General features: G+C 73.3%; 17 protein-coding genes and 1 pseudogene. 8 read left to right on the forward strand and 10 right to left on the reverse strand.

Translation table 11 applies throughout. The annotated features are described in order from the left end of the window. The first annotated feature begins 28 nt into the window (after positions 1-28). Positions 29-1,336, forward strand: a complete 1,308-nt coding sequence (locus ACFY0I_RS04580) for an MFS transporter (protein ID WP_388890055.1) — start codon at positions 29-31, stop codon at positions 1,334-1,336. Positions 1,337-1,359: 23 nt separating this feature from the next. Here the strand turns inward: ACFY0I_RS04580 and ACFY0I_RS04585 are convergent, their stop codons facing one another. Next, positions 1,360-4,764 (reverse strand): CARDB domain-containing protein, encoded by a 3,405-nt coding sequence (locus tag ACFY0I_RS04585; protein ID WP_388890057.1) that lies wholly within the window; start codon positions 4,762-4,764, stop codon positions 1,360-1,362. A 208-nt stretch (positions 4,765-4,972) separates the two neighbouring features. Here ACFY0I_RS04585 and ACFY0I_RS04590 point away from each other — a divergent pair, with 208 nt between their 5' ends. Further along, entirely contained in the window at positions 4,973-5,710 is a 738-nt protein-coding gene (locus ACFY0I_RS04590) for a hypothetical protein (RefSeq protein ID WP_388890060.1), read from the forward strand. A gap of 71 nt (positions 5,711-5,781) precedes the next feature. On the opposite strand, the gene ACFY0I_RS04595 is transcribed toward ACFY0I_RS04590, so the two are convergent. Beyond that, positions 5,782-6,123 (reverse strand): hypothetical protein, encoded by a 342-nt coding sequence (locus ACFY0I_RS04595; RefSeq protein WP_388890062.1) that lies wholly within the window; start codon positions 6,121-6,123, stop codon positions 5,782-5,784. A 132-nt stretch (positions 6,124-6,255) separates the two neighbouring features. On the opposite strand from ACFY0I_RS04595, the gene ACFY0I_RS04600 reads away from it, so the two are divergent. Then, positions 6,256-6,573 carry a hypothetical protein gene (locus tag ACFY0I_RS04600; RefSeq protein ID WP_388890064.1) on the forward strand — a complete coding sequence of 106 codons (318 nt, stop codon included), beginning with the start codon at positions 6,256-6,258 and terminating at the stop codon, positions 6,571-6,573. Here the strand turns inward: ACFY0I_RS04600 and ACFY0I_RS04605 are convergent. The 3 genes from ACFY0I_RS04605 to ACFY0I_RS04615 all read right to left on the reverse strand — a co-directional run bounded on the left by ACFY0I_RS04605 (position 6,545) and on the right by ACFY0I_RS04615 (position 8,811). Then, the gene (locus ACFY0I_RS04605) at positions 6,545-6,775 is read right to left on the reverse strand and encodes a hypothetical protein (protein WP_388890066.1); all 231 of its coding nucleotides are present in this window, start codon (positions 6,773-6,775) and stop codon (positions 6,545-6,547) included. The two genes, ACFY0I_RS04600 and ACFY0I_RS04605, sit on opposite strands and share 29 nt — an antisense overlap. Before the next feature lie 141 nt (positions 6,776-6,916). Next, positions 6,917-7,585, reverse strand: coding sequence for a response regulator (locus ACFY0I_RS04610; protein WP_388890069.1), 669 nt, complete (start codon positions 7,583-7,585; stop codon positions 6,917-6,919). Further along, positions 7,582-8,811, reverse strand: a complete 1,230-nt coding sequence (locus ACFY0I_RS04615) for a sensor histidine kinase (RefSeq protein ID WP_388890071.1) — start codon at positions 8,809-8,811, stop codon at positions 7,582-7,584. The genes ACFY0I_RS04610 and ACFY0I_RS04615 overlap by 4 nt, the downstream gene beginning before the upstream one ends. Before the next feature lie 322 nt (positions 8,812-9,133). Here ACFY0I_RS04615 and ACFY0I_RS04620 point away from each other — a divergent pair, with 322 nt between their 5' ends. Continuing rightward, positions 9,134-11,305, forward strand: a complete 2,172-nt coding sequence (locus tag ACFY0I_RS04620) for an MMPL family transporter (protein WP_388890073.1) — start codon at positions 9,134-9,136, stop codon at positions 11,303-11,305. A gap of 106 nt (positions 11,306-11,411) precedes the next feature. Here the strand turns inward: ACFY0I_RS04620 and ACFY0I_RS04625 are convergent, their stop codons facing one another. The 3 genes from ACFY0I_RS04625 to ACFY0I_RS04635 form a co-directional block, all read right to left on the reverse strand. Then, the gene (locus ACFY0I_RS04625; RefSeq protein WP_388890076.1) at positions 11,412-13,205 is read right to left on the reverse strand and encodes an ABC transporter permease/substrate binding protein; all 1,794 of its coding nucleotides are present in this window, start codon (positions 13,203-13,205) and stop codon (positions 11,412-11,414) included. After that, on the reverse strand, positions 13,205-14,266 hold the full coding sequence (locus ACFY0I_RS04630) for a glycine betaine/L-proline ABC transporter ATP-binding protein (protein WP_388890671.1): 1,062 nt from the start codon (positions 14,264-14,266) through the stop codon (positions 13,205-13,207). The genes ACFY0I_RS04625 and ACFY0I_RS04630 overlap by 1 nt, the downstream gene beginning before the upstream one ends. Before the next feature lie 415 nt (positions 14,267-14,681). Next, positions 14,682-15,641, reverse strand: coding sequence for a SigB/SigF/SigG family RNA polymerase sigma factor (locus ACFY0I_RS04635; RefSeq protein WP_388890079.1), 960 nt, complete (start codon positions 15,639-15,641; stop codon positions 14,682-14,684). Between the two features lie 145 nt (positions 15,642-15,786). Here ACFY0I_RS04635 and ACFY0I_RS04640 point away from each other — a divergent pair. Continuing rightward, positions 15,787-16,068, forward strand: a pseudogene (locus ACFY0I_RS04640) (MarR family transcriptional regulator); the annotation flags it as partial. A gap of 283 nt (positions 16,069-16,351) precedes the next feature. On the opposite strand, the gene ACFY0I_RS04645 reads toward ACFY0I_RS04640, so the two are convergent. Together ACFY0I_RS04645 and ACFY0I_RS04650 are read right to left on the reverse strand one after the other, a co-directional pair. Continuing rightward, the gene (locus tag ACFY0I_RS04645) at positions 16,352-17,143 is read right to left on the reverse strand and encodes a GntR family transcriptional regulator (RefSeq protein ID WP_388890081.1); all 792 of its coding nucleotides are present in this window, start codon (positions 17,141-17,143) and stop codon (positions 16,352-16,354) included. 135 nt (positions 17,144-17,278) lie between these two features. Beyond that, positions 17,279-18,823: an IucA/IucC family protein gene (locus ACFY0I_RS04650; protein ID WP_388890083.1), complete on the reverse strand. Its 1,545-nt coding sequence runs from the start codon at positions 18,821-18,823 to the stop codon at positions 17,279-17,281. A 149-nt stretch (positions 18,824-18,972) separates the two neighbouring features. Between ACFY0I_RS04650 and ACFY0I_RS04655 the strand changes: the two genes are divergently transcribed. The 3 genes from ACFY0I_RS04655 to ACFY0I_RS04665 all read left to right on the forward strand — a co-directional run bounded on the left by ACFY0I_RS04655 (position 18,973) and on the right by ACFY0I_RS04665 (position 22,878). Further along, positions 18,973-20,553 (forward strand): IucA/IucC family protein, encoded by a 1,581-nt coding sequence (locus tag ACFY0I_RS04655; RefSeq protein ID WP_388890674.1) that lies wholly within the window; start codon positions 18,973-18,975, stop codon positions 20,551-20,553. Between the two features lie 31 nt (positions 20,554-20,584). Next, positions 20,585-21,244, forward strand: coding sequence for a class I SAM-dependent methyltransferase (locus ACFY0I_RS04660; RefSeq protein ID WP_388890086.1), 660 nt, complete (start codon positions 20,585-20,587; stop codon positions 21,242-21,244). Between the two features lie 125 nt (positions 21,245-21,369). Further along, positions 21,370-22,878, forward strand: a complete 1,509-nt coding sequence (locus ACFY0I_RS04665) for an FAD-binding oxidoreductase (RefSeq protein ID WP_388890089.1) — start codon at positions 21,370-21,372, stop codon at positions 22,876-22,878. The last annotated feature ends 244 nt before the right edge of the window (positions 22,879-23,122 follow it).

A 23,122-nucleotide genomic window follows, 5' to 3' on the forward strand; every position in this document is an offset into this window, starting at 1 on the left:
CGCCTCGGGAGACGGACGATGGCGCGTCGTGAGTACTTCCCGTTTGAGCGCCGTGCTGCCCGATCTCGCCCCCTGGCGGTCGAGCCGCGACTTCCGGTTGCTCTTCTACCAAGGCACCGTGACGTTCTTCGGGTCGTTCATGGCGATGATCGCGCTGCCGCTCCAGATCAAGCACCTGACGGACTCGCCGCTCGCGGTCGGGGCCATGGGCGCCGTCGAACTCGTTCCGCTGGTGGTCTGCGGGCTGTACGGGGGCGCGCTGGCCGACGCGGTCGACCGGCGGCGGCTGATCCTGCTGACCGAGGCCGGGCTGGGGCTGCTTGCTCTGATCCTGCTGGTCAACGCGCTGCTGCCGGATCCGTTGCTGTGGCCGCTGTACGTGGTGGCGGCCGGCGTGTCGGCGCTGACCGGTCTCCAGCGGCCGGCGCTGGACTCGCTGATGGCGCGGATCGTGCCGCACGACCAGTTGTCCGCGGCCGCCGCGCTCAACGGGCTCCGCTACCAGTTCGGGGCGATCGCCGGGCCGGCTCTGGCCGGTGTGGTCGTCGCCTGGGCCGGATACGCCCCCGCGTACGCGGTGACGGTGGCGGGCTTCCTCGTGTCGGTGCTGCTGTGCCTGCGGCTGCGGCCGGCGCCGCCGGTGGGGGGCGCCGTACGGCCGTCCCTGCGGGCCATCGGGGAGGGCGCGCGGTACGCGTGGAGCCGGCCGGTGCTGCTCGGCACGTACGCGGTGGACCTGGCGGCGATGTTCTTCGCCTTCCCGAACGCGATCCTCCCCTTCCTCGCGGACGAGCTCGACGCGGTGTGGGCGCTCGGTCTCATGTACGCCGCCGGCGCGGTGGGCTCCCTGCTCCTGGGCATGACCAGCGGCTGGGTGTCGCGGGTGCGCCGGCACGGGCTCCTCGTGGTCTTCGGGGCCGCCGTCTGGGGGCTGGCGATCGCCGCGGCGGGCTGGTTCTCCGGCATCTGGATCGTGCTGGCCTGCCTGGCGGTGGCCGGAGCGGGCGACATGCTGAGCGGGCTGGGCCGGGCGACGATCTGGAACCAGACGATCCCCGAGGAGCTGCGGGGACGGCTCGCCGGGATCGAGGTGCTCTCGTACAGCGTCGGTCCGCAGCTCGGCCAGGTCCGGGCGGGCACCATGGCCGGGTGGACCGGGACCCGGCCGGCCTTCTGGAGCGGCGGGCTGGCCTGCGTGGCGTCGGTGGCCGTGCTGGCGGCGCTGCTGCCCAAGCTGATCTCGTACGACGCCGAGACCGACGAGGACGCGCTGCGCCGCCGGGCCGCCCGGGAAGGGGCGACCCGGCGGGAGGACCCGAGCGGCGCGGTGGCCTGACCCGGGTCCCCCGCGGGCGTCCGCTACCCGGCCGAGCCGCGGATCACGAACTGTGATCCCGGCTCGACCAGGACGTCGCCGTCGGCCGATCCGGTGATGGTCACACCGGTGAGGGTGGCGCTGCCGCGGGCGCCGCCGTGGGCCCGGATGCCGGCTCCGTTGTTCGACCGGTCGATGCGGACCTTGTCGATCACGGCGTTCGGCACGCTGCCGCCGCCGGACTTGAACTGGATCCCGTCGTAGGTGGAGTCGCTGATGTCGGTGTCGCGGATGGTCACCCCGGGGATGTCCTGGCCCGAGGCGAAGAGGGTGATCGCGCCGAACTCCTGGGCCTCGCCCCAGAAGGCGCCGCCCGTGCGGTGGAGGCCGTTGTTCGCGATCAGGGTCTGCCCGGAGAACGGCAGCGGGTCGTGGTCGGTGGCGAGCATGATGCCCGGGTAGTTCATGGTGTCGGAGACCAGGTTGTTCTCGATCGTGTTGCCGTACCCGCCGTAGACGGCGATGCCGTTGGCGCGCCAGGGCAGCTGGATGGTGTTGTTGCGGAAGTGGTTGTCGTGGCCGATGTCGACGGCCGTGTTCTTCACGTAGCGGCTGGACCACACGGCGAGGGCGTCGTCGCCGGTGTTGCGGAACGAGGAGTTGAAGACGGTGGAGTTCTTCGTTCCGTTGGCGAAGTTCACCCCGTCCGCGTACGTGTCGCGGATCCGGACGCCGCTGAACTCGACGCCGTCGCCCGGTCCCCAGAGTTCGGGGATGTTGTCGTAGTCACGACCGACCCAGGCGCCCACGTTGGCGTGCTCGATCCACACGTTCGTGATCTTGGTGTTCCTGCCGAAGCGGCCGTTGAGGGCCACACCGCCCTCGGCGTTGCCGTCGCCGCCGCGGATGGTGCCGGAGCCGAAGATGGCGATGTCGGAGATCCGGGTGTTCTCGTCGATGTCGAAGCCGAAGTTGCCCTCGTGCGGGTGGTTGATGCCGCCGGCCTGGTGGGGCGGGGTGAGCGTGTAGAGCTGGGAGTGCCACATTCCGGCGCCGCGGACGGTGACGTCACGGATGCCGACCTGGTTGAACTGGCCCCGGTTCAGCGGGTCGTCGGTGAGGATCTTCTGTTCCTGACGCCACTGACCGGCCGGGATCCACACGCAGTCGATGCGGCCGTTCTGGTCGTCGGTGACGGCGCGCTGGAGGGCGTCCGTGTCGTCGATGCCGTCGTTGGGGACGGCCCCGTAGGCGGTGATGGAGGTGCATTCGGCGGGCTTGGCGGTCGGCGGGGCGACCTGTTCCAGGTCGATCAGGTCGACGATCTGGTAGGCGGCGTTGTCGCCGGCGTCCCGCTGGAGCCGGAACTTCGTCCCCGGCGGGTAGCTGCGCTCCAGCAGGGCGTGGGACTCGTCGAACAACCGGCGGGCGTCGCCCTGGGGGGTGTTCGTGAGGCCTTCCGGGCTGTCGGTGGCGCCGTACAGCCAGCTGTGCTTGGACGACAGGTCGATCTTCCGGACGAAGGTGCCGTCGACGTAGAGGCTGAGGCCGGCCGTGGCTCCGCCGCCGGCCGGGGCGTCGGGCACGGAGTTGCGCACGACGATGGAGTTCGCCTGGTTGGTGGAGGTGAACTCCACGTACTGGCCGGTCGCGGAGAGCCGGACGGAGGCGCGACCGGAGGATTCGGTGGCGAAGTTGGTGTGGCCGAAGGTCCGCTCGGGGTCGCTCCGCAGCAGGGTCCCCGTGTGGCGGGCGGCCTCCGCCTCGTACTCGGTGTACGGGACGGCGGCGCCGCGGCCGGCCACGATCGAGCGGGAGTGGACGTTGTTGTTCTCGTTGGTCTCGGCGACGACGCCCGTCGCGTCGGCGGTGGCGGTCAGGGTCGCGCCGCCGCCGGTCGCGGTCCAGCTGCCGTCGAGCGCGACGGTGACGGTGGCGCCGGCGGGTACGACCGGGGTGTTCCCGTTCAGGGTGACGGCGCCGGCCGTGAGCCGGGTGACGCTGGCGGGCGCCGGGGCGGTGCCGCGGTTGTGTACGGCCGCGGTGAACGTCACCTTGGCTCCGACGGCCGGGGTGGCCGGGTCGGGGGTGATCCCGGTGACCTCCAGGTCGGGGCCGGGGCTCTGGCCGACCACCAGCGGGCCGGCGCCGCTGCGGCTGTTGTTGCTGTCGTCCGACTCGGCGACGGTGTCCTCGGGGTCGACGGCGGCGGACACCGTGTAGCGGCCGACAGGGCGCTTGCCGACGGCGACCGGCACCGTGACGGAGGCTCCCGCAGCCAGCGCGGCGACGGGGGCGCTGCCCGCGACGACGCCCTCCAGGCTGATCCGTACGGTGGTCGCGGCGGCAGGGGCGTTGCCCGCGTTGCGGACGGTCGTGTTCACCGTGACGGCGTCCGTTTCGGAGGGCGCCGACGGTGACCAGGTCAGGTCGGTGAGGGTCAGGTCGGGGTTGGGGGCGCCCGTTCCGACGACCTGGAGCTCGGCGACCTGGGCGCCGGGGGCGCCGGTGTTGCCGTGGAACCGCAGCTGGACGTCCGCGAAGCGGCCGCTGACCGGCACGGTCACCGTGTTGCCGTTCGCCCCGGGGCTGAAGGCGTGGTCGGCGCGGGCGCGCAGGGTGGTGAACGCGGAGCCGGCCTGCTCACGGCCGAGGACCTCGAAGTTCTGGGTCCGCGGCGCCCAGGCCGCGTCGGGGTTGAGCCGTACGACCACGCCGGCGAGGTCCGCGTTGGCCCCGAGGTGGACGGTCAGCGACGAGCTCTGCCCGGCGGCTTCCCAGTACGTGCTCAGGCTGTCGTCGTTGGCGTTCGGGGCGACGTAGGACTGGGTGGTGGAGGTGGCCTCGATGGGCTTGCCCCGGGCCAGGTTGGTGCCGGTCGGGGGCGGGTCGCCGGGATCGCCCGGGTCACCGGGGTCGCTCGCCCCGTAGATCTCGAACTCGGATATCTGGGCGGCGTTCCAGCCGCTGTTGGCGGCGACGTTGACCCGGAGGTAGCGGGCGGGCGCCGAGCCGAGGCCGAGGGACACCTTGTTGGCCTGCGCGGGGTCGAAGACCTTGGGGGCGGAGGCGGCGAGCGTGGTGAAGGTCGCGCCGTCGGCGCTGCTCTGGAGGCTCAGCGTCTGGGTGCGGCGTTCCCAGGCGGAGGGCAGTTTCAGCACCACCTCGTCCACGGTGGTGGTGGCTCCGAGGTCGATCTGGAGCCACTGCGGGAAAGCGCCCGCGGGCCCCTCCCAGTACGTCTGTTGGCTGCCGTCGGTGACGGCGGTCGCGGGGTAGCCGCCGAGGGATCCGCCCGCGGTGGCGGCTCGCCCCAGGGCGAGGTTGACCGTGCCCGCGGCGGGTGCGGAGGGTGCGGCGGCGGCGCCCCCGGGGGTCGGTCCGAGGGCGGTCAGGGCGCCGAGCAGCAGGCCGCCTACGAGCGTGCGGCCGTGTTGTTTCCATCTCATGGGGGCCTCTGTTCCAGAAGGGTGGGGCGAGGACCTGCCGATTAATCTCGACCTCTGCGCAAGATTTTGAGGAATCCAGTTGATTCTTTGCGTGGATCAGGGTCACAGGTTTCTATCAGGTCACCGGTTTGTCAACGGTCCTCACACGGCGCGCCCGAACGGCGGCTTCCGCGATGCGGGCGCGCACCCTGCCCGGGAGGGTGACGGCATGGGTGACTGGTGGTACCGAAACATCCTCGAACCGGGCAAGCTGCCCCTGTTGCTGGCGCTGTCCGCCTTCGTGCTGACGTTCACGATCACCCGTGTCATCACCCGGATGATCCGGGCCGGCAAGGGCCCCTTCCGCAACGTCACGCCGGGTGGTCTGCACGTCCACCACGCCGTACCCGGCGTGGTGCTGATGACGGTCGGCGGGTTCACCGCGATCGGGGGCGGCCGCACGGGCTGGGGGTCGGCGCTCGCCGCCGTGCTCTTCGGGATGGGAACGGGACTCGTCCTGGACGAATTCGCGCTGATCCTGCACCTGAGCGACGTCTACTGGAGCAAGGAGGGCACGATCAGCATCGAGGTGGTCATCCTGACCACGGCCCTCGCCTCGCTGCTGCTCTGCGGGTTCCTGCCGCTCGGCGTGGACGGGCTCACGCCGGACGAGAAGCAGAGCCGGATGACGCTGGTGTCGACGGTGGTGCTCAACCTCCTGTTGGCCGTGGTGGCGCTCTTCAAGGGCAAACCCCGGATGGCCGTGCTCGGGGCGGTGGTGCCGCTGATCGCCCTGGTCGCGGCGACGCGGCTGGCCCGCCCGGTGTCCCCGTGGGCCCGTCGCTTCTACCGGCGCCGGCCGAAGGCGCGGGCCCGCACGATGAGGCGCGCGTACCGGCACGACCGGCGCTGGAGCGGTCTACGGCGCCGCGTCGACTACCTGATCGGCGGCGCCCCCAGCAAGTGACGGCCCCGTGGTGACGGCCCCGCGACGGGACCCCCGGACGCCTTGCGTCCGGGGGTCCCGTCATCGCGGTCTCAGACCTGGGCGGGGGCCTCGTCGAGCTCCCAGGCGTGGCGCTTGAACTCGCGACGGAAGTCGGCGTGGTCCTCCCACTGGCGGGCGATGCCGCGCAGCACGTCCCAGTGGTGTTCCACCGACTGGTCGATGACGTTACGGACCCGCGGCTCGGCCGTCTCGCGCTTCTCGATGAGGCCCTTCACCGCGGAGGCCTCCAGGACGCTGTTGCGCAGGGCGCGCAGGGCCCGGGAGGTGTCGTCCATCGCGAAACCGCCCTCACTTCCGGTCTCCGCGTCGAACAGCGGCGTCAGCCGCGCCTCGATGAACGCGGTGATCCGCTCGAAGTGCTGCACGTCCATCAGGGGTTCTCCGTCTCCTGCCGCGCCGGTGAGCGGCTCGCGTACACGATACGAGGGCCCGGCACGCCCCGCGGACCAGGGGCACCACGGCGGCGGGGGCCGATTGTCGGACCGCTGCGCCACCATCACGGCATGACGATCGACACCGCTCCCGACCCGGCCGACCGTGACGAGCACGCCGACGCCATCGCCACGGTCCTCCGGGCGTCCGCCGCGCACTACGGCTCGGGCGAATCCCGGCTCGACGACGCCTCCTTCGACCTGCTCGTGTCCCTGATCCGGGCCTACGAGGCCAACTATCCGCAACACGCCGACCCGACCTCCCCCGACGAGGTCGCCGGGCCGCCGGCCGGTCGGACGGTGGCGGCGGGGATCGAGGTCCTCGGGCAGGGGGAGTTCGCGCCGCGGGTCGCCGCCGAGCTCAGTGCGGGAACGGCGGGGGCGGGGTGACCGCGAGGACGGGCGGCGCCGGTGAGGTATGGCGGTGTCCGCAGGGCTCGAAGACCAGGACGACGGGTTCGCCGGGCCGTTGGCGCCAGGAGATCCGCTCCGGCACCTCGACGCACACCGGGCAGTCGGGCAGCGGGCTCGGCCGGGTCCGCCGCTCGGGCGCGGCCGTGAGGACCGACGGCATGGAGTGCGGGTCACGCATGGCGGCTCCCTGGTACGACGGTTGTGCTCCTGGCACTGTGCCATGCGCGGCCCCTCCTCCGCACGGGCGAATCATCCAGTGTTTTCGCTGGTCAGCGGTTTGGGCCCCGGACGGATTCGGGTCCTCCGGGGCACATGGTGATCAAGTGGTCCTCCGGTCGGCCTCGACCAGTCCCGACTCGTAGGCGGCGATCACCGCCTGGGCGCGGTCGCGGACGCCCAGCTTGCCGAAGATGCCGGTGATGTGGTTCTTGACGGTGGAGACGCTGATGTCCAGTTCGGTGGCGATCGCGGCGTTGTCGAGGCCGCGGGCGAGCAGACGCCAGATCTCCAGCTCGCGGGGGGTGAGGCCGGTGGGCGCGTCCGGGACGGCCCGGGGCTCGCGCGCGGGGACCCGTACGTAGGTGGAGATCAGCCGGGTCAGGAGCCGGGGGGCGACGACGGCCTCGCCCGCGTGGACGGTGCGGACGGCTGCGATCAACTCTTCCGGGGACACGTCCTTGGGCAGGAAGCCGTAGGCCCCGGCGCGCAGCGCGGCGACCACGTACTCGTCCATGTCGAACGTGCTGAGGGCCAGGACGCGGGAGCCGGGCCGGGCGGCGGCCAGCCGTTCGGTGGCCCATACGCCGTCGAGGACCGGCATCCGGATGTCCATGACGACCACGTCGGGCTCCAGGCGCAGGGCGAGATCGACGGCCTCGGCGCCGTTTTCGGCCTCGCCGACGACCTCGACGTCCGGCTCGGGGGCCAGGATCAGGGCCAGGCCCCGCCGCACCAGCGGTTGGTCGTCGGCGATGAGCACGCGGATCATCGGTGGCGTTCCTCTCCTTCGGCGGCGCCCGCTCCGGGTGCCACCGGGAGCCGGGCCGCGACCCGGAACCCGCCCTCGTCCAGCGGGGCGGCCTCCAGGGTGCCGCCCTGCAGGGCGACGCGTTCACGCATTCCGATCAGACCGTACCCGCCGCGTCCCGGCGCCCGCGAGGGCGCGGTGCGCCGGCCGACCGCGGTGCCCGGGCCGCGGCTCGTACCCGGGCCGCTCCCCTCTCCCTCGCCCCGCCCCCTGCCGTCGTCGCGGACCTCGACGGTGACCTCGTCGGGGCGGTACGTCAGCCGTACCCGGGCCCGGGAGTTCCCGGCGTGCTTGCGGGCGTTGGTCAGGCCCTCCTGCACGACCCGGAACACGGTCAGGCCGACGGTCGGCGGCAGCGGGCGTACGGTTCCGTCGACGGTGAGCTCGGTGTCCATGCCGGCGAGCCGGGCCTCGGTGACGATCCGGGCCAGGTCATCGGCCCCCGGCTGCGGGGCGGGCAGGCCCGCTTCCGGTTCCTCACCGGCCCGCAGGACGTCGAGCAGTTGGCGCATCTCGCTCAGGGCCATCCGCCCGGAGCCCTCCAGGGTGATCAGGGCCTCGCGGGCGACCTCGGGGTCGTGCGCGAGGTTGGCCCGCGCACCGCCGGCCATCAACTGCATGGTGGTGATGTGATGGGCGACGATGTCGTGCAGTTCCCGGGCGATGCGCCGACGTTCCTCGGCGAGCGCACGCTCGGCGTGCAGTGCGCGGTGGGCCTCTGCCTCGCGCTGCCGGTGGTTCATCACCAAGGCGGCCCCGATGACGATGGCGGCGGCGACCGCGTTGGCGAGCACTCCCCACCCTCCGGGCAGCAACATCCCGCCCTGGCCCATCGAGGGCACCGGGACGGCCACCAGGCCCGCCACGGCCACCACGGCGGGCCGGCGGCTGCGGGCCACCGTGTACAGGGCGATGACCAGGCCGAGGCCGAAGTGCGGTGAGACCGGCCCGGCCGTGTTCACCACCACGCCGAGGGCGAGGACGGCCGTGAGGACGAGGACCGGGTGACGGTGACGGAGGATCAGGGTCAGTCCGGAGAGGACCAGGGCGAACGCCGCGGGGATTCCGAGGGGGTTGCCGTCGAACTGGCTGGTGACGGAGAAGCCCAGCAGGTCGCCGGCTGCGGCGCCCACCGCCACCAGGGCGTCGTTGCGCGTCCACGCCGGCTTGCCGGTGCTCGTGCTCATCTGTCGGGTCCTCCCCCACGGGCCGCGGGCGCCCGGCCGGTGCCGGGCCCGTCGCGGCCGGAATCCGTGGATCCATTCTGGCACCGGCCGCGGCGTCGCCCACCGGCCCGGGGTCGGGTCCGCGACCAGGACCCCGGTCCTGGTCGCGGCGGTCGGCACGACCCTGGTCCCGGTGGGGAGATCCTCCTGCGCCCGGACGCCCACGGCCCCGTCCGCTGATGGTCTTGGGGGGACCGGCCGGGTGCTCCGGCTCAGTCGTACGGACCGGAGGAGAAAAGTGATCCGCGCCCTGACGGAATGCTCGACGAGGAATCCGTGGAAGGTGATAGCCCTGTGGGCGGTGCTGGGCATCGCACTGACCGTCATGGGCCAGGCGTTCGTCTTCCGCGCCACCCAGACGGGCAACGGCGACTTCCTGCCCGCGCACTACGATTCGGCGGCCGCGCTGAAGATCGCCGAGGAGAGTTTCGGGGTGCGTCCCGACTCCGACCCGCTGACGGTGCTGGTGGCGCGGGGTGACGGGGCCGCGCTCTCCGCCGCCGACGAGCGGCGCGTGGACGAGGTGGCGGACCAACTGGCGCGCGAGCGCGTCGCGATGCCCGTCACCGAGGACACGATGCCGCTGGCGCAGGACCATTCGCAGGTGCCCGTGTTCGGCGGGCGCCTGACGGCGCCGGACCGCGCCTTCCGGCTGCTGTCCGTGGAGTTGGAGGGCAATCCGGCGGATCCGGGGGTGCAGGACACCTACCGGGCCTTCCGGGAGCACACCCGAGACGCCTTCCGGGAGGTGGGCCTGCGCACCGGATTCACCGGCGGGCCGGCCACCGGCGTGGACACGGCCGACGCGGAGAAGACGCGTACGACGGTCGTCGGGGCGGTGATGACGGGGCTGATCGTGCTGCTGCACGTGCTGGTGTTCCGCAGCCCGGCGGCAGCGCTGCTCCCGCTGGTGGCGGTGGCCGTCATCGGCGGCGCGGCGACGGGAGTGGTCGTCGGCGCGTCCATGCTGACGGGCATCCGGCTGGCCCCTTCCACCCCGGGGCTGATCAGCGTGGTGCTCGTGGGCATCGGGATCGACTACTTCCTCTTCCTGCTGTTCCGCTTCCGCGAACGGTTGCGCGCCCACCCGGAGCAGTCGGGCCGCGACGCCGCGCGGGAGGTCGCGGGCCGGGTGGGTACGGCCGTGACCTCGGCGGCGCTGACGATCGTGGCCGCGTTCGCCACGCTCGGCATCGCCTCCTTCGGCCAGTTCCGGGTGCTGGGTCCCGCCATCGCGGTGTCCGTACTGGTGATGCTGCTGGGCAGTCTGACGCTGATGCCCGCGCTGCTCGCCGTCACCGGGCGCGGGATGTTCTGGCCTTCCCGTTCGCTGCGGCACGAGCCCCCCGCCGGCGCGGCCGGACGGCTCGGCGCTCTGGTGGCACGGCGTCCGTTGGCCCTGGCGCTCGCCTCGGTGGCGCTGCTCGGGGCGCTCGCGGCGGGGTTGACCGGGATGCGCATGGACTACGGGCAGGGCGGCGCGGGCGGCGAGCGTACGGGCGCCGTGGAGACGGCGCGGGAGATCGCCCGGTCCCTGCCCGCCGGGGTCTCGGATCCGACGGGCGTGTTCGTCTCCGCCGAGGACGGGGTCCCCTTGAGCGCCGAGCGGCTGTCCGCTCTCGCCGGGGCGCTGGCGAAGGTGCCCGGCGTGGGCCGGGTCGCGCCGACGGTGCTGAGCGAGGACCGGGGCGCCGCCCGCATCGACCTGTCGCTGACGGCCGGGTCGGGTACGCAGGAAGCCCGTGACCTGGTCTCGGGTCCGGTCCGCGAGACGGTACGGGCGAACCTGCCGGCGGGTACCGAGGTGCACGTCGGGGGCACGGCCGCCATCTTCGCCGACATCGCGGTGGCGGTGGACGAGGACCTCAAAGTGATCTTCCCGGTGGCGGCGGTCCTGATCGGGATCATCCTGCTCGTGCTGCTGCGGAGCCTGCTCGCGCCGGTGGTGCTGATGATCGCGGTCGGGCTCGGTTTCGCCGCGACCCTGGGGGCCTCGACGCTGGTGTTCCAGCACGGACTGGGACGGCCGGGAGTGGACTTCACCCTGCCGCTGGTGCTGTTCCTGTTCGTGGTGGCGCTCGGCACCGACTACAACATCCTGATCGGCGACCGGATCCGGGAGGAGATGGGCAAGCCCGGCTCCGCCCGTGCGGCGGTGGCCCGCGCCGTGCGGCACACCGCTCCGGCCGTCGCCACGGCGGGCCTGGTGCTGGCCGCGTCCTTCGGGAGCCTGGCGGTGAGCCCGCAGCCGGGGACGCAACAGATCGGCTTCGCCACGGCGGTGGGGATCCTGCTGTCCGCGTTCGTGCTGTCGATCGTGCTGGTCCCCGCCGTGACCGCGCTGCTGGGCCGGTCCACGTGGTGGCCGGTGACACCGCGGGCCGCCGCCCCGCCCGCCGGGGCCGCTCCGGTGGAGCGGGTCCCGGTGGGTCAGGGCGTCTCGTTCGGATCCTGAGCGGATCAGGCGGGATCCGAATGGGAGGCCGGGGCAGCGGCCCGATGCGGGAGGCGCCGGCGCGCGGGGACCCGTACGGTCCCGTGCGCGCCGGCGCCCCGCGCGCTCACTTCAGCGCGGCGATCTCCGGGTGGTCCGTCAGCCAGGCGCGGACCGCCTGCTGTTCCTTGCCCTTGCCGGTTTCCTGGATCTTCGCCTCGAGGCCGGTGAGCTGCTCCTCGGTGAGCTTGAAGGAACGCAGCCAGCGCGCGATCTCGGGCTCATCGGCGGCGAAGCCCTTGCGGGCCAGGGTGTGGATGCCGTCGCCCTTGCCCCAGACGCCCTGGGGGTCCTCCAGCTTGGTCAGCTCGTAGGAGGAGTAGGCCCAGTGCGGGGACCAGAGCACGGTCACGACGGGTTCCTTCTTGTCGTAGGCCCGCTTGAGTTCGGCGAGCATGCCGGGGGTGGAGCCGTCGACGACCTGGTACTCGCCCTCCAGCCCGTACTCCTTCAGGACCTTGTCCTTGAGGATGCCCATGGCGCCGGCGCTCGGCTCGATGCCGATGATGCGGCCCTTGAACTGCGCGGACTTGCCCTTGAGGTCCGCGAGGGAGCGGACGTCCTTCACGTACGAGGGCACGGACAGCTCCAGCGAGGTGGGGCCGTACCAGGAGCCGAGGTCCTCCAGCTTGTTGCCGTACTTCTCCATGTACGAGGCGTGGGTGACCGGCAGCCAGGAGTCGGTCTGGAAGTCGATCTGGCCTCCGGCGAGGCCGGTGTAGAGCGCGCCGGCCTCCAGCTGGCGGGCGTCGACCTTGAAGCCGCGCTGCTCCAGCAGTTCCTTCCACAGGAAGGTGGAGGCGATGCCCTCGTCCCAGGGGATGTAACCGAGGGAGACCTTGCGGCCCTTGCCGATGTCGGCGGCGCCTTCGGGGCCGTCCTCGGCGGTGGAGCCGCCGAAGGTGCTCAGTCCGCCGGCCACGAGGGCGAGGACCACGGCGGCGGTGACCGCGTAGGCCGGCTGCGGGCGGTGGTTCCACAGCTTCGAGGCTCCGCTCGCGGCGGCCCGGGCCCGTGCCAGGGCGCGCCGGCCGAGCGGGGAGACCTGACGGCCGAGGGCTCCGGTCATCCGGTCCAGGTACATGGCCAGGATGACGATGGAGAGGCCGGCCTCGAAGCCGAGGCCGATGTCCACGTTGCCGATGGCCCGGTAGACGGCGCCGCCGAGGCCGCCGCCACCGACCATGCCGGCGATGACGACCATGGACAGGCCGAGCATGATGACCTGGTTGACGCCCGCCATGATCGTGGGCAGGGCCAGCGGGAGCTGGACCCGTACGAGGGTGTCGCGCGGGGTGGTGCCGAAGGCGTCGGCGGCCTCGACGAGTTCCGCGTCGACCTGGCGGATGCCGAGCTCGGTCATCCGTACGCCGGGCGGCAGCGAGAAGATGATCGTCGCGATGATGCCGGGGACGACACCGACGCCGAAGAAGATGATGCCCGGGATCAGGTACACCATCGCCGGCATGGTCTGCATGAAGTCCAGGACGGGCCGCAGGACGGCGCTCACCCGGTCGGAGCGGGACGCCCAGATGCCGAGCGGAACCGCGAAGGCCAGCGTGACCAACGTGGCGACGAGGACCAGGGACAGGGTGGACATGGCGTCGTCCCACAGGCCCAGCGAGTCGACGAGCGCGAACCCGACGAAGGCGAGCAGGCCGGCCAGGAGTCCGCGCAGCCACCAGGCGGCGACGGCGAGGATGCCCGCGAACAGCAGCGGGGCCGGTGCGGACAGGACGGCGTCGATGCCGTCGTAGAGGCCGGTGACGAGCGAGCTGATCGCGTCGAACAGCCAGGACAGGTGGCTCTGGAGCCAGTCGACTCCGCTGTCGACCCAGGCGCCGAGGTTGAGGCGGGGCATCAGGCGGCCACCTCCGAGCAGGCCAGCGGGGGCCGTTGTTCGTCACCCATGAAGGCGATGAGGCGGTCCTGGGGCACGGTGCCGACGACGGAGCCGTCCGCGCCGGTCACCGCGACCGGGTGCGGGACCCGGGCGCTGACGGCGCAGACGTCGGCGAGCGGGGTGCCCGCGGTGACGGTGGGACAGTCGCAGGCGTCCGCGTCGGCGGGGGCCTCGTCCATGACGGCGTCGGCGGTGAGGACGCGGGAGCGGTCGACGTCCTGGATGAAGGAGGCGACGTAGTCATCGGCGGGGCGGGTGAGGATGTCCTCGGCCGTGCCCTGCTGGACGATCCGGCCGTCGCGCATGACGGCGATGCCGTCGCCGAGCCGCATGGCCTCGTTCAGGTCGTGGGTGATGAAGACGATGGTCTTCTTCAGGCGCTTCTGGAGTTCGAGGAGCTGGTCCTGCATGTCACGGCGGATCAGCGGGTCGAGGGCGCTGAACGACTCGTCCATCAGGAGCAGGTCGGCGTCGGTGGCCAGGGCGCGGGCCAGGCCCACGCGCTGCTGCATGCCGCCGGACAGCTCGTCGGGCCAGGACGACTCCCAGCCGCCGAGCCCGCACAGCGCCAGCGCCTCGGCGGCGCGCCGTTCGCGCTCGGCCCGGGGGACGCCCTGGACCTCCAGACCGTAGGCCGCGTTGGCGAGGACGTCGCGGTGCGGGAACAGCGCGAAGTGCTGGAAGACCATGCTGATCTTGGTGGAGCGTACGTGGCGCAGCTCACGCGGGGAGAGGGCCGTGAGGTCCTCCCCGTCGAAGAGGATGCGACCCGCGGTGGGCTCCAGCAGTCCGTTGAGCATGCGCAGCAGCGTGGACTTGCCGGATCCCGACAGGCCCATGACGACGAATATCTGGCCGGGCTCGACGCGGAAGGTGGCGTCGATCACGGCTGCCGTCGTCCCCTCGGCGCGCAGTTCGTCGCGGTCGGCGCCGCGGTCGAGCGCGCGGACCGCTGCCGCGGTCTCGTCGGGGTGTCTTCCGAACACCTTGTAGACGTGTTCGGCCTGGAGCGTGGACACATGCACCTCGCGGGTCGTACCGGATCCGTCCCGCCGGTGGCTCCGGCGGCGCGGGGAGCTGTGCGGGATCTGCCCGCGCGCCACGTCCGCGACCCATCGGCCGGAGTACATGGTTCCGCTCCAGCCGCGCGTTTGCCCCGGCGAACTCCGGGCAAACGCGGAGGTGATCCACCTCACGCCGCGGGCGGCGGGTGGGTGAGCCGGCTCACGCCCGGGGCCTTGGGCGGCGGGTGGCGCGGGTCACTCCCGGAGCGGCGGGCATCGGGTCACGCGCTCGGCGGCGGGTGACGTGATTCACGCCCGCGACGTGCCTTCACGGGCGGGCGTCGGGAGGATCCGGTCCCGGACATGCCGCCGGGGCGGGCGGCCGGTGGTCCGGCTCACGCCCGCCCGGTTGGGGCTCGGCGGCGAGGAATCAGGAGCGGCCGGCGAGGGCGGGGTGCGCCGCCGTGTCCGGGTCCTCCAGCATGGACGTCCGCAGGTGGGCCAGGAGGCGGGTCAGCAGTCGGGAGACCTGCATCTGGGAAATGCCCAGGGCGTCGCCGATCTGGGCCTGCGTGAGCTCCTCGCCGAAACGCATCTGCAGCATCCGGCGCTCGCGGTCGGTGAGCTGTTCGAGCAGCGGGGCCAGGGTCTGGATGTCCTCGACGAGTTCCATCGCCGGCTCCTCCTCGCCCATGACGTCGGCAAGGGTGTGGCCCTCGGTGGGGCCGTCGCCGTGCTCGGTGTGCGGGGCGTCGAGGGAGCCGCTGGTGTGGCCGTTGGCGGCGACCAGGCCCTCGACGACCTCCTCGTCCGTGAGGTCGAGGTGGGCGGCGAGATCGGAGACGGTCGGCGAACGGTCCAGCCGGACCGTCAGCTCCTCCTTCGCCTTGGCGATGTCTATGCGCAGCTCCTGGAGCCGGCGCGGGACGCGGACGGCCCAGCTGGTGTCACGGAAGTGCCGCTTGATCTCGCCCGTGATGTACGGCATGGCGAGGGTGGAGAACTCGTTCTCGCGGGCCGGGTCGAACCGGTCGATGGCCTTGATGAGCCCGATGGTGCCGACCTGGACGATGTCCTCGATGTCGCCTCCGTCACCCCGGCCGCGGAAGCGGCGCACGGCGTACTGGACGAGTGAGGCGTTCATCTCGATGAGGGTGTTGCGGACGTACTGGTACTCCGGCGTGCCCTCGGAAAGCTCGCGCAGACGCTTGAAGAACGCCTTCGACAGCTCCCTCGCGTCCGACGGGGCCACTTCGCGCGGCTCGTCGATCCGGGGCAGGCCCGCACTGCGGGCCGCGGCCTCGGCGCTCCGGCGGGGGCCGGGGACGGCGGTGGCGCGGGTGTCGATGGCGTGGTCGGTGGGAAGGGTGGTGGGGGCGGGTACCGGCATGGGGTTCGCTCCTTGGGCTTGTCGGCTTGCGGCGCGGGACCTTGACTGCCGTAGATGTTGGCCTTCTTCAGCTCGTACGTCAAGAAACACCGGAAAACGGTTTCGCGTCTTGCGTCACGTGAATCAAATGGCGCATCATGACTCCATGGGGAGTATGACGCGCCGACAAAACTGGACATTCCTAACGAATCACGCCCGCGTTCTGGTGACCATCGCCCGGGACCCGGCCGTTCGGTTGAGGGATGTCGCCGTGACGTGCGTACTGACCGAGCGGACGGTGCAGACGATCGTGGCCGACCTGGAGACGGACGGGTACCTGCGCCGCGTGCGCGACGGTCGGCGCAACCGCTACGAGATCTCCCCGGGCGCCGTCTTCAAGCACCCCGCGGAGGCGGGCGTCCAGGTGGCCGGCCTCCTCGCCCTGCTCACGGGCGCCCCCTCCGCACCGGACCACCCGGAGTCGTCCGCGGAAGACGCCGACAACGAGGACTCCGACCCCTTGGACGACCAGGACGGCTCCGCCGGACCTGACGGACCTGACGGCTCCGAGCCGGGGTCGCCGGACTTCCTGGGCCTGGAGCACGCGGAACCCGACGCCGGCCCCGCCGCCCACGTCACGACCCCGGACCGCGCCGCCGAATAGGCGCGCCCCGTTCGTCCGCGCATCCGTACCGGCCCGATGACGGCCGCCCGGCACGTGATGGGTGGGCTCAGGTGACGCGGAATCCGATGGCCGCCGGGTCGCGGTGGAAGGTGAGCCGGTCCCAGGTGGGGAAGGCCAGGTCCGTGACGGCGACGAGCCGGCCGGTGGGGTCGTGCAGGGTCCGACGTATGGACAGGCCGCACGAACCGGCCGTGGCGGCGGGCGGACTGGTGCGGGTCATGGTGATGGTTTCCGCCGAGCGGCCGCGCGCCGCGGCGCACTCCAGCCAATGCTCCAGCGGTCGCAGGTCCTCATCCCGGGGCGCGCCCTCCCGGTCGAGGTAGCCGGCCAGCTCCGGGATACGGGCGACGGTGCGCGGGCAGAGGTACGTGACGGCGTGCTGGAGCGTCTCCCCCGCGGGGCCGTACGTGCGGTGGTGGTGGACCAGGGTGCGCTGCCCGCCGCTCATGCCGAGCAGCGTGGCGAGCGAGGGCGGCACCGTGACCAGGGTGAGCCGGGTGCGCGTGGGCGGGCCCGCCGGCAGGGCCTGCCGCTCGGGGACGTACGTCGAGCGCACCGCGGGAGCCGCCGGCTCGCGCCGCCGGTCCGGGGGCACGGCGCCCGCCGCCCGGGTTCCCCGGCGGCCGGTCACGATCAGCCCGTCGGCGCGCAGCTCCTGGAGGGCGGCGCGGACGGTTTGCCGGTTGACCCCGTAGCGGGCGGCGAGGCTCCGCTCGGAGGGCAACCTCGCGCCGCCGGTGGCCGGGTCGGTGCGGTCCAGTTCGTCGCGCAGCGCTGCGGCGATCCGCTGGTACTTGGGCGTGGCGGCCGGGCCGCCGCCCCGTGAGGGGGAGGGCATGGCTTCTCCTCTGACGGGTGGTCAAGAAGTTCGCGGTCTGCCCGACCAACGTAGCATTGGTCTATACCTTTCGGTACGGGTACGCCGCCGACCGGCGGGACCTTGGCCGAATCACACTCCGCGGGGCCGTCCCCCTCAGCCGCGCAGGGGGTTGGGCAGCGGCAGGTAGCGCGCGTCGGCCCCGTCGGCCCGGGTCCACCTCAGCAACAGGTTCGTCTTGGCCGGAAGACCGGATGCGGTCAGCAGCTCCGCGATCTCGGGGAGCCCGTACGCGGCGTCGAAGCGCAGGAACTCCTCGCGCACCGCCGGCCACACGGCGCTCGCGAACCCCGGATGACGTTCCGCCAGGACGCCCGCGATCTCCGCCAGGTGGTTGACGACCAGGCAGTACACCAGCCGCTGCCAGGCGGCCTCGCGCGGCATGTCCTGGGGGAGTTTCACCCCTTCGGCGTCGCGGAAGAGGGCCTGCACCGGCATGCCCCGGTCGTCCACGGCGACGAGACAGTTCTGGAGGTGGGCCTCGAGCACGATCCCGTGCCGGGCGAACAGGTCCAGCACGGGAGGCACCACGTGGCGCAGATAGGCCCGCCACCACGCGTCCGGCTCGACGGCTCCCGCGGACGGGCCACAGGGGAAGTCCTCGGCGAGGGCGGCGGCCAGCAGTGGCGTCGCGCCCGGGACCACCGTCCCGCGGAGGCCGTCGCGGACCAGCACCGCGAGTTCCTCGAAGGCGAAGGCGGCGGTGCGGTAGCCCAGGTCACGGAGCCAGACCGCGTTCGAGCCCGTGCGCGTGCGCAGTTCGGTGAACCCGGCCTCGACGGCGGCGTCGACCCGCCGGAGACCGAGCAGGTCGTGGCGCCACAACCGGCGCACGTCGTTGGTGATCCGCACGTCGAGGCTGAACTTCGCGAACAGGTCCGCGGCCGGGTCCGGTGCGTGGACGGTGCGGATCGAGGCGGTGGGCCACACCGGGAGCCTCGTCGGGCCGAGCCGCAGCAACCGGCCGTCGGCGAAGGCCTCGCGCAGCGCGGGGCCGCCCGCGATCAGGTCCAGCTGCCAGGGATGCGCGGGCAGCGCCCGGTAGCCGGCCGGGGGGCGCGGGCCGTCGAGCATCCCGACGAGCCCGTCGAGCGCGTCGGCCGCCGCCCGACCGCCCTCCTCGGCGACCTGGTCCTCGCGGATCCCCAGGACGACCAGCGGGAAGCGGGCGTGGGCCTCGGGCGCGTACGGCAGCCAGCTCGCGGCGGGCGCCCCGCCGCGGGCCTTGGGAGCGGGGTGGTGCGGATGCCCCATCACCAGGGCCTGCTCCGAAAGGAGGTACGGATCCTGCGGCGCCTCGGCGTCGGCCCGCGCGGCCAGGATCGCCTCGACGGCGTCCCGGCTCTCGGTGATCTCGCCCGGGAGCTCGTCGTTGGCGACGCCCGTGTACCGGAGCAGTTCGTCCGAGGTGAGCTTGACCAGCTCCGTGTGGGTGAGCGGATGCCAGCCGTTCTCCGTGGCCAGTTCGGGTTCGGTGGGCCGGCGCCCGCCGCGCACGCGCAGCAGCCGTCCGCTCCCGCGCAGCCGGTGGACCTCCCCGTGCTCTGCGTCGGCCACTTCCCGCAACAGGCAGTTGAGCAGCGGAGTGGCGGCGTATGCGTCGGCGGCGGCGTTGAGGTCCACTGGTTCCATTCGGTCCATCCGGTGTGCCGAACACCCGCACGGGGGCTGCCGGCCGTGATCTTCAGTATCGGCGATGATGACATGATCATCCGGCAAAGCGATCCGAAAGGAACGGGACCCTGGACCGCAGCAGGCACGTGACCGACTCGCCCGGCTCACCGGACCCTTTGGGCTCGTTCACCCCGACGGGCACTCCCGTCTCACCCGCCGAGGAGGCCGTCGCCGCCGCGCTGGCCGTCGTACGGCCCGGGCTCGGATCCGCGTACGAGGCCTCCTTGGACGGGGCCCGGGCGGCCGTGCTCACCCGGCTGTGGCGGGCGCTGGCCTTCGAGCCGCTGCCGTGGGTGGTGGGCCGCGAGCACGGCCCCGGCTCGCTGACCCTGCGTCTGGCGGACGGCCGCCGGCTGGAGGGGCCGCCGGCGGACCCGTACGCGACCGCCGCCCACGTGGACGAGGTGCGGCTGGACGGCCGCGTCCACCGGCGGGCCGCGCGGCTCGTCGAGGCGCTGGGCGTGCCGCACGGCGCCGCCTTCGCCGCGGAACTCGACGACAGCACGGCCTCCCTCGCACTGTCCCGGGCCGGGCAGCCGGCGGGTCCGCAGGAGGAACCGGCGACCGGCTGGGAGTGGGAGCAGCGGGTCGTGGACGGACATCCGTACCACCCCAACTGCCGTTCCAGGCCCGGCTTCTCGGTGGCCGAGCAGTTGGCGTACGCCCCGGAACACCGGCCGCTGGTCGAACTCGGGCTGCTTCCCGTACGGGCCGAGGAGTGCTTGGTCACCGGGGAGTGGCCGCGGGAGCTGCGGGACGGCCGGCGGATCCTGGTGCCGGTGCACCCGTGGCAGGCGCGGCACGTACTGAAGGGCGAGGGCCGCGCGGGCGCGAGCAACGGAGCGGGTGTCACGGCGCACCCCGGCATCGCGGCGCATCCGCTGATGGCGCTGCGCACCCTCGCCCCGGCCGACGGCGGCGCCCACGTGAAGACGGCGCTGAGCACCCGGCTGACCTCCTCCGTACGGGACATCTCGGGCTATTCCATCGAGACGGCCGCCGTGGTGTCCGCCTTCGCCCACGCCCTGAGCGCCCGCCTCGACGGGCGACTGCACATCACCCGCACCCTGGGCGCGGCCACCGCGCACAGCCCGGATCTGGCGGCGGTGCTCCGCGAACCCCCGGAGGCTTACGCGGGACCGGGTGAGCGGGTGGTTCCGGTGGCGGCGCTGGCGGGGACCGCGCTGGTCCGTTCCGCCTCCTGGCGGGCCGCGTTCGCCCGGCTCGCGCTGTCGGTGTGCCTGCGGGTCCTGGACCTCGGCGTGGCCCTGGAGGGGCACGGCCAGAACCTCCTGGTGGTCCTCTCCCCCGCCGGGGAACCGTTGCGGCTGGTCTACCGGGACCTCGCCGACATCCGGATCAGCCCGCAGCGGCTGGCCCGGCACGGGCTGCCGGTGCCTCCCTTGTCGGGCCGACTGATCACGGACGACGAGTCGGTGCTGCGGCGCAAGCTCTTCGGCTCCCTGGTCGCCGGTGCCCTCGCCTCGACGGCGGGATCCGCGGCCGCCTTCGGCGAGGACCTGGCCGCCGCGCTCGACGCCGTCCCTCCCACCGCCGACACCGAGGCGCTGCGGGCCGGGCCGCTGCCGGTGAAGGCGCTGACCTTGATGCGGCTCTCCCCGGGCGTGCCCGGGGACCAGTGGGCGGAGCTTCCGTACCCGCCGACCGGCCTCGGGCCGGGGTCCGATCGGGGGTGAGTCGCGGGGCCGGCCGGGCTACGTTCGGGGCATGACAGAGACCTCGTACCTCCATGCCGTACGGGCGTCCTACGACGCCGTCGCCGTCGACTACGCCCGGCGGCGCGGTGCGGCCCTGGCGGGCAAGCCGCTGGACCGGGCCATGCTGGGCGCGTTCGCCGAATGCGTGCGCGGCGACGCCGGGGGCGGCCCGGTCGTCGACCTGGGCTGCGGTCCGGGCCGGGTGACGGCGTACCTGGACTGGCTCGGGGTGCGGGTCTTCGGAGTGGACCTGTCGCCCGCGATGGTGGCGGTGGCCCGCCGCGACCATCCGGGGCTGCGGTTCGAGGTGGGGCCGATGGCCGCGCTGGACGTCGCGGACGGGGTACTGGGCGGGGTGCTCGCCTGGTACGCGACGGCGCACACTCCGCCGGGGGAACTGGCGGCGACCTTCGGGGAGTTCACGCGCGTGTTGGCGCCGGGCGGCTACGCGCTGATCGCCTTCGAGGTGGGGGCCGAACGCCACCGGCCGGCACCCGCCCACGGCGGGCCGGTCGACCTCGATGTCTACCGGACCCCACCCGCCCTGATCGCCGGACTGCTGACCGAGGCCGGGCTGACGGAGGTCGCCCGCCTGGTGCGGGAACCCGACGCCGCTGAGGACGCGGTGCAGGCCTTCCTGCTGTTCCGCAAACCCACGACCGCCCGTTGATCCACCGACCGGCGCCGGACCCGACGCGCCGGGGGCCGCTGGTGCGATAAGCCGTTCGGGCGGCAATGGGGGGTTCGCGGGCCCGCCTTCGGCGCGATCCGGCCGGTCGGTGGCAGGAAGGAGGGATGAGCCTCCAACGCCGCCGGGTCCTCGCGGGTGCGGCCGCCGCAGTCCTGGCCACCGTCGGGGCGGCCGGCCGGGCGCCCGACTTCGGGGCTCTCGCCCGGGCGATGGACGGCCGACTGGTCCTGCCGGGTGACGTGGACTACACCGAGGCGCGACAGCTGTTCCAGCCCCGCCACGACATCGTCGCGCCGGCGGCCGTGGCCTACCCCGCGCACGCCGGTGACGTGTCCGTCTGCCTGGACTTCGCCCGCCGCTCCGCCGTCCCGGTGGTGCCGCGCGGCGGCGGCCACAGCTACCCGGGGTGGTCCACGGTGGCCGGCGGGCTGGTGATCGACGTGGGGGCGATGGCCCGGATCACCCTCGCGGGGGATGAGGTCCGGATCGGTGCGGGCGCCCGGCTCGCCGAGGTCAACGCGACCCTCGCCGCGCGCGGCCTGGGAATCCCCGCCGGACTGTGTCCGTCCGTCGGGATCGCCGGGCTCACCCTCGGCGGCGGCCTGGGATTGTCCTCCCGCGCCCACGGCACCACCTCCGACCGGCTCCTCGGGGCCCGGGTGGTGACGCCGGACGGCGTCGTACGGGAGACCGACGCCCAGGCGGACCCGTCTCTGTACTGGGCGCTGCGCGGGGGCGGCGGCGGGAACTTCGGGGTCGTCACCGAGTTCCGCTTCCGCACCCATCCGGTCGGCGACTGCGCCTTCGCCGAACTGCACTGGCCGGTCGCCGGATCCGCGACGGTGCTCGACGGGTGGCAGCGTTGGCTGGGCGCGCTCCCGGATCCGTTCTGGAGCCAGGTGGAGTTCACCCTGGAGTCCGGTCCCGTGCCCGCCCCGGCGGTACGGATCGTCTGCCTCGACGGGCGCGCCGAGCTGGAGCGCCAGTTGACCCGGCTCGCCGACCTGGTGGGCCGGGGCCCGCGCGACAGCTGGATCGTCGTCCGGAGCCACGGGGACACCCTGCGGGCGATGGCCGGATGCCTGGACCGCACGGCCGAGCAGTGCCGGCTGCCGGGCACCCTGCCGGGCCGGGACCCCCGGGGCCGCCTGGGCCGGGACTCCTACGCCGCCCGCTCCGACTTCTGGCGCGCGCCCGGGCTGCCCGGGGGCGCGGTGGCCGCGGTGCTGGACGCCGCTCGGCGCTACGCGCGGGCCGCGCCGGCCGGTGGGCGCGGGGTGATCCAGTTCGACGGGGTGTGCGGCGGGGCCGTGAACCGGACCCGGTCCGACGCGACCGCCTTCGTCCACCGTGACAGCGCGTTCCTCGCCCAGTACCTCGCCTCATGGCCCGGGTCGGCGTCGACCACCGAGGTGGCCGCGCACCAGGCCTGGCTGGACGGGCTCTGGCAGGACCTGCGCCCGTGGGCGGGCGGCGGCGCCTACCAGAACTACGCCGACCCGAAGCTGACGGCCTGGCGGCAGGCCTACTACGGGCCGAACCTCCCCCGGCTGGAGGAGGTACGGCGCTCCTACGACCCCGGCCGGTTGTTCCGTTTTCCCCAGGCCGTCTGACCCCCGTCACGAACAGGAGTGAGCAGGCATGCGACGTACGTTGACGGTGGTGGCGGCCACGGCCGCACTGCTGCTGCCCGGCGGGCCGCTGCCCGCCGCCGGGACGGCGAGCGCGGAGGCGGCCGCCGGACTCTGGTCGGCGCGCGAGGCGGCCGCGTTCTGGACGCCGGAACGGATGGCCTCCGCCCTCCCGATGCCCGACCCGGTCCCCGACGCATCGGCCGATCCCCGGGGGGCAGGTCTG

The organism is Streptomyces sp. NPDC001568 (assembly GCF_042893755.1).
In the GTDB taxonomy this organism is placed as follows: Bacteria; Actinomycetota; Actinomycetes; order Streptomycetales; family Streptomycetaceae; genus Streptomyces.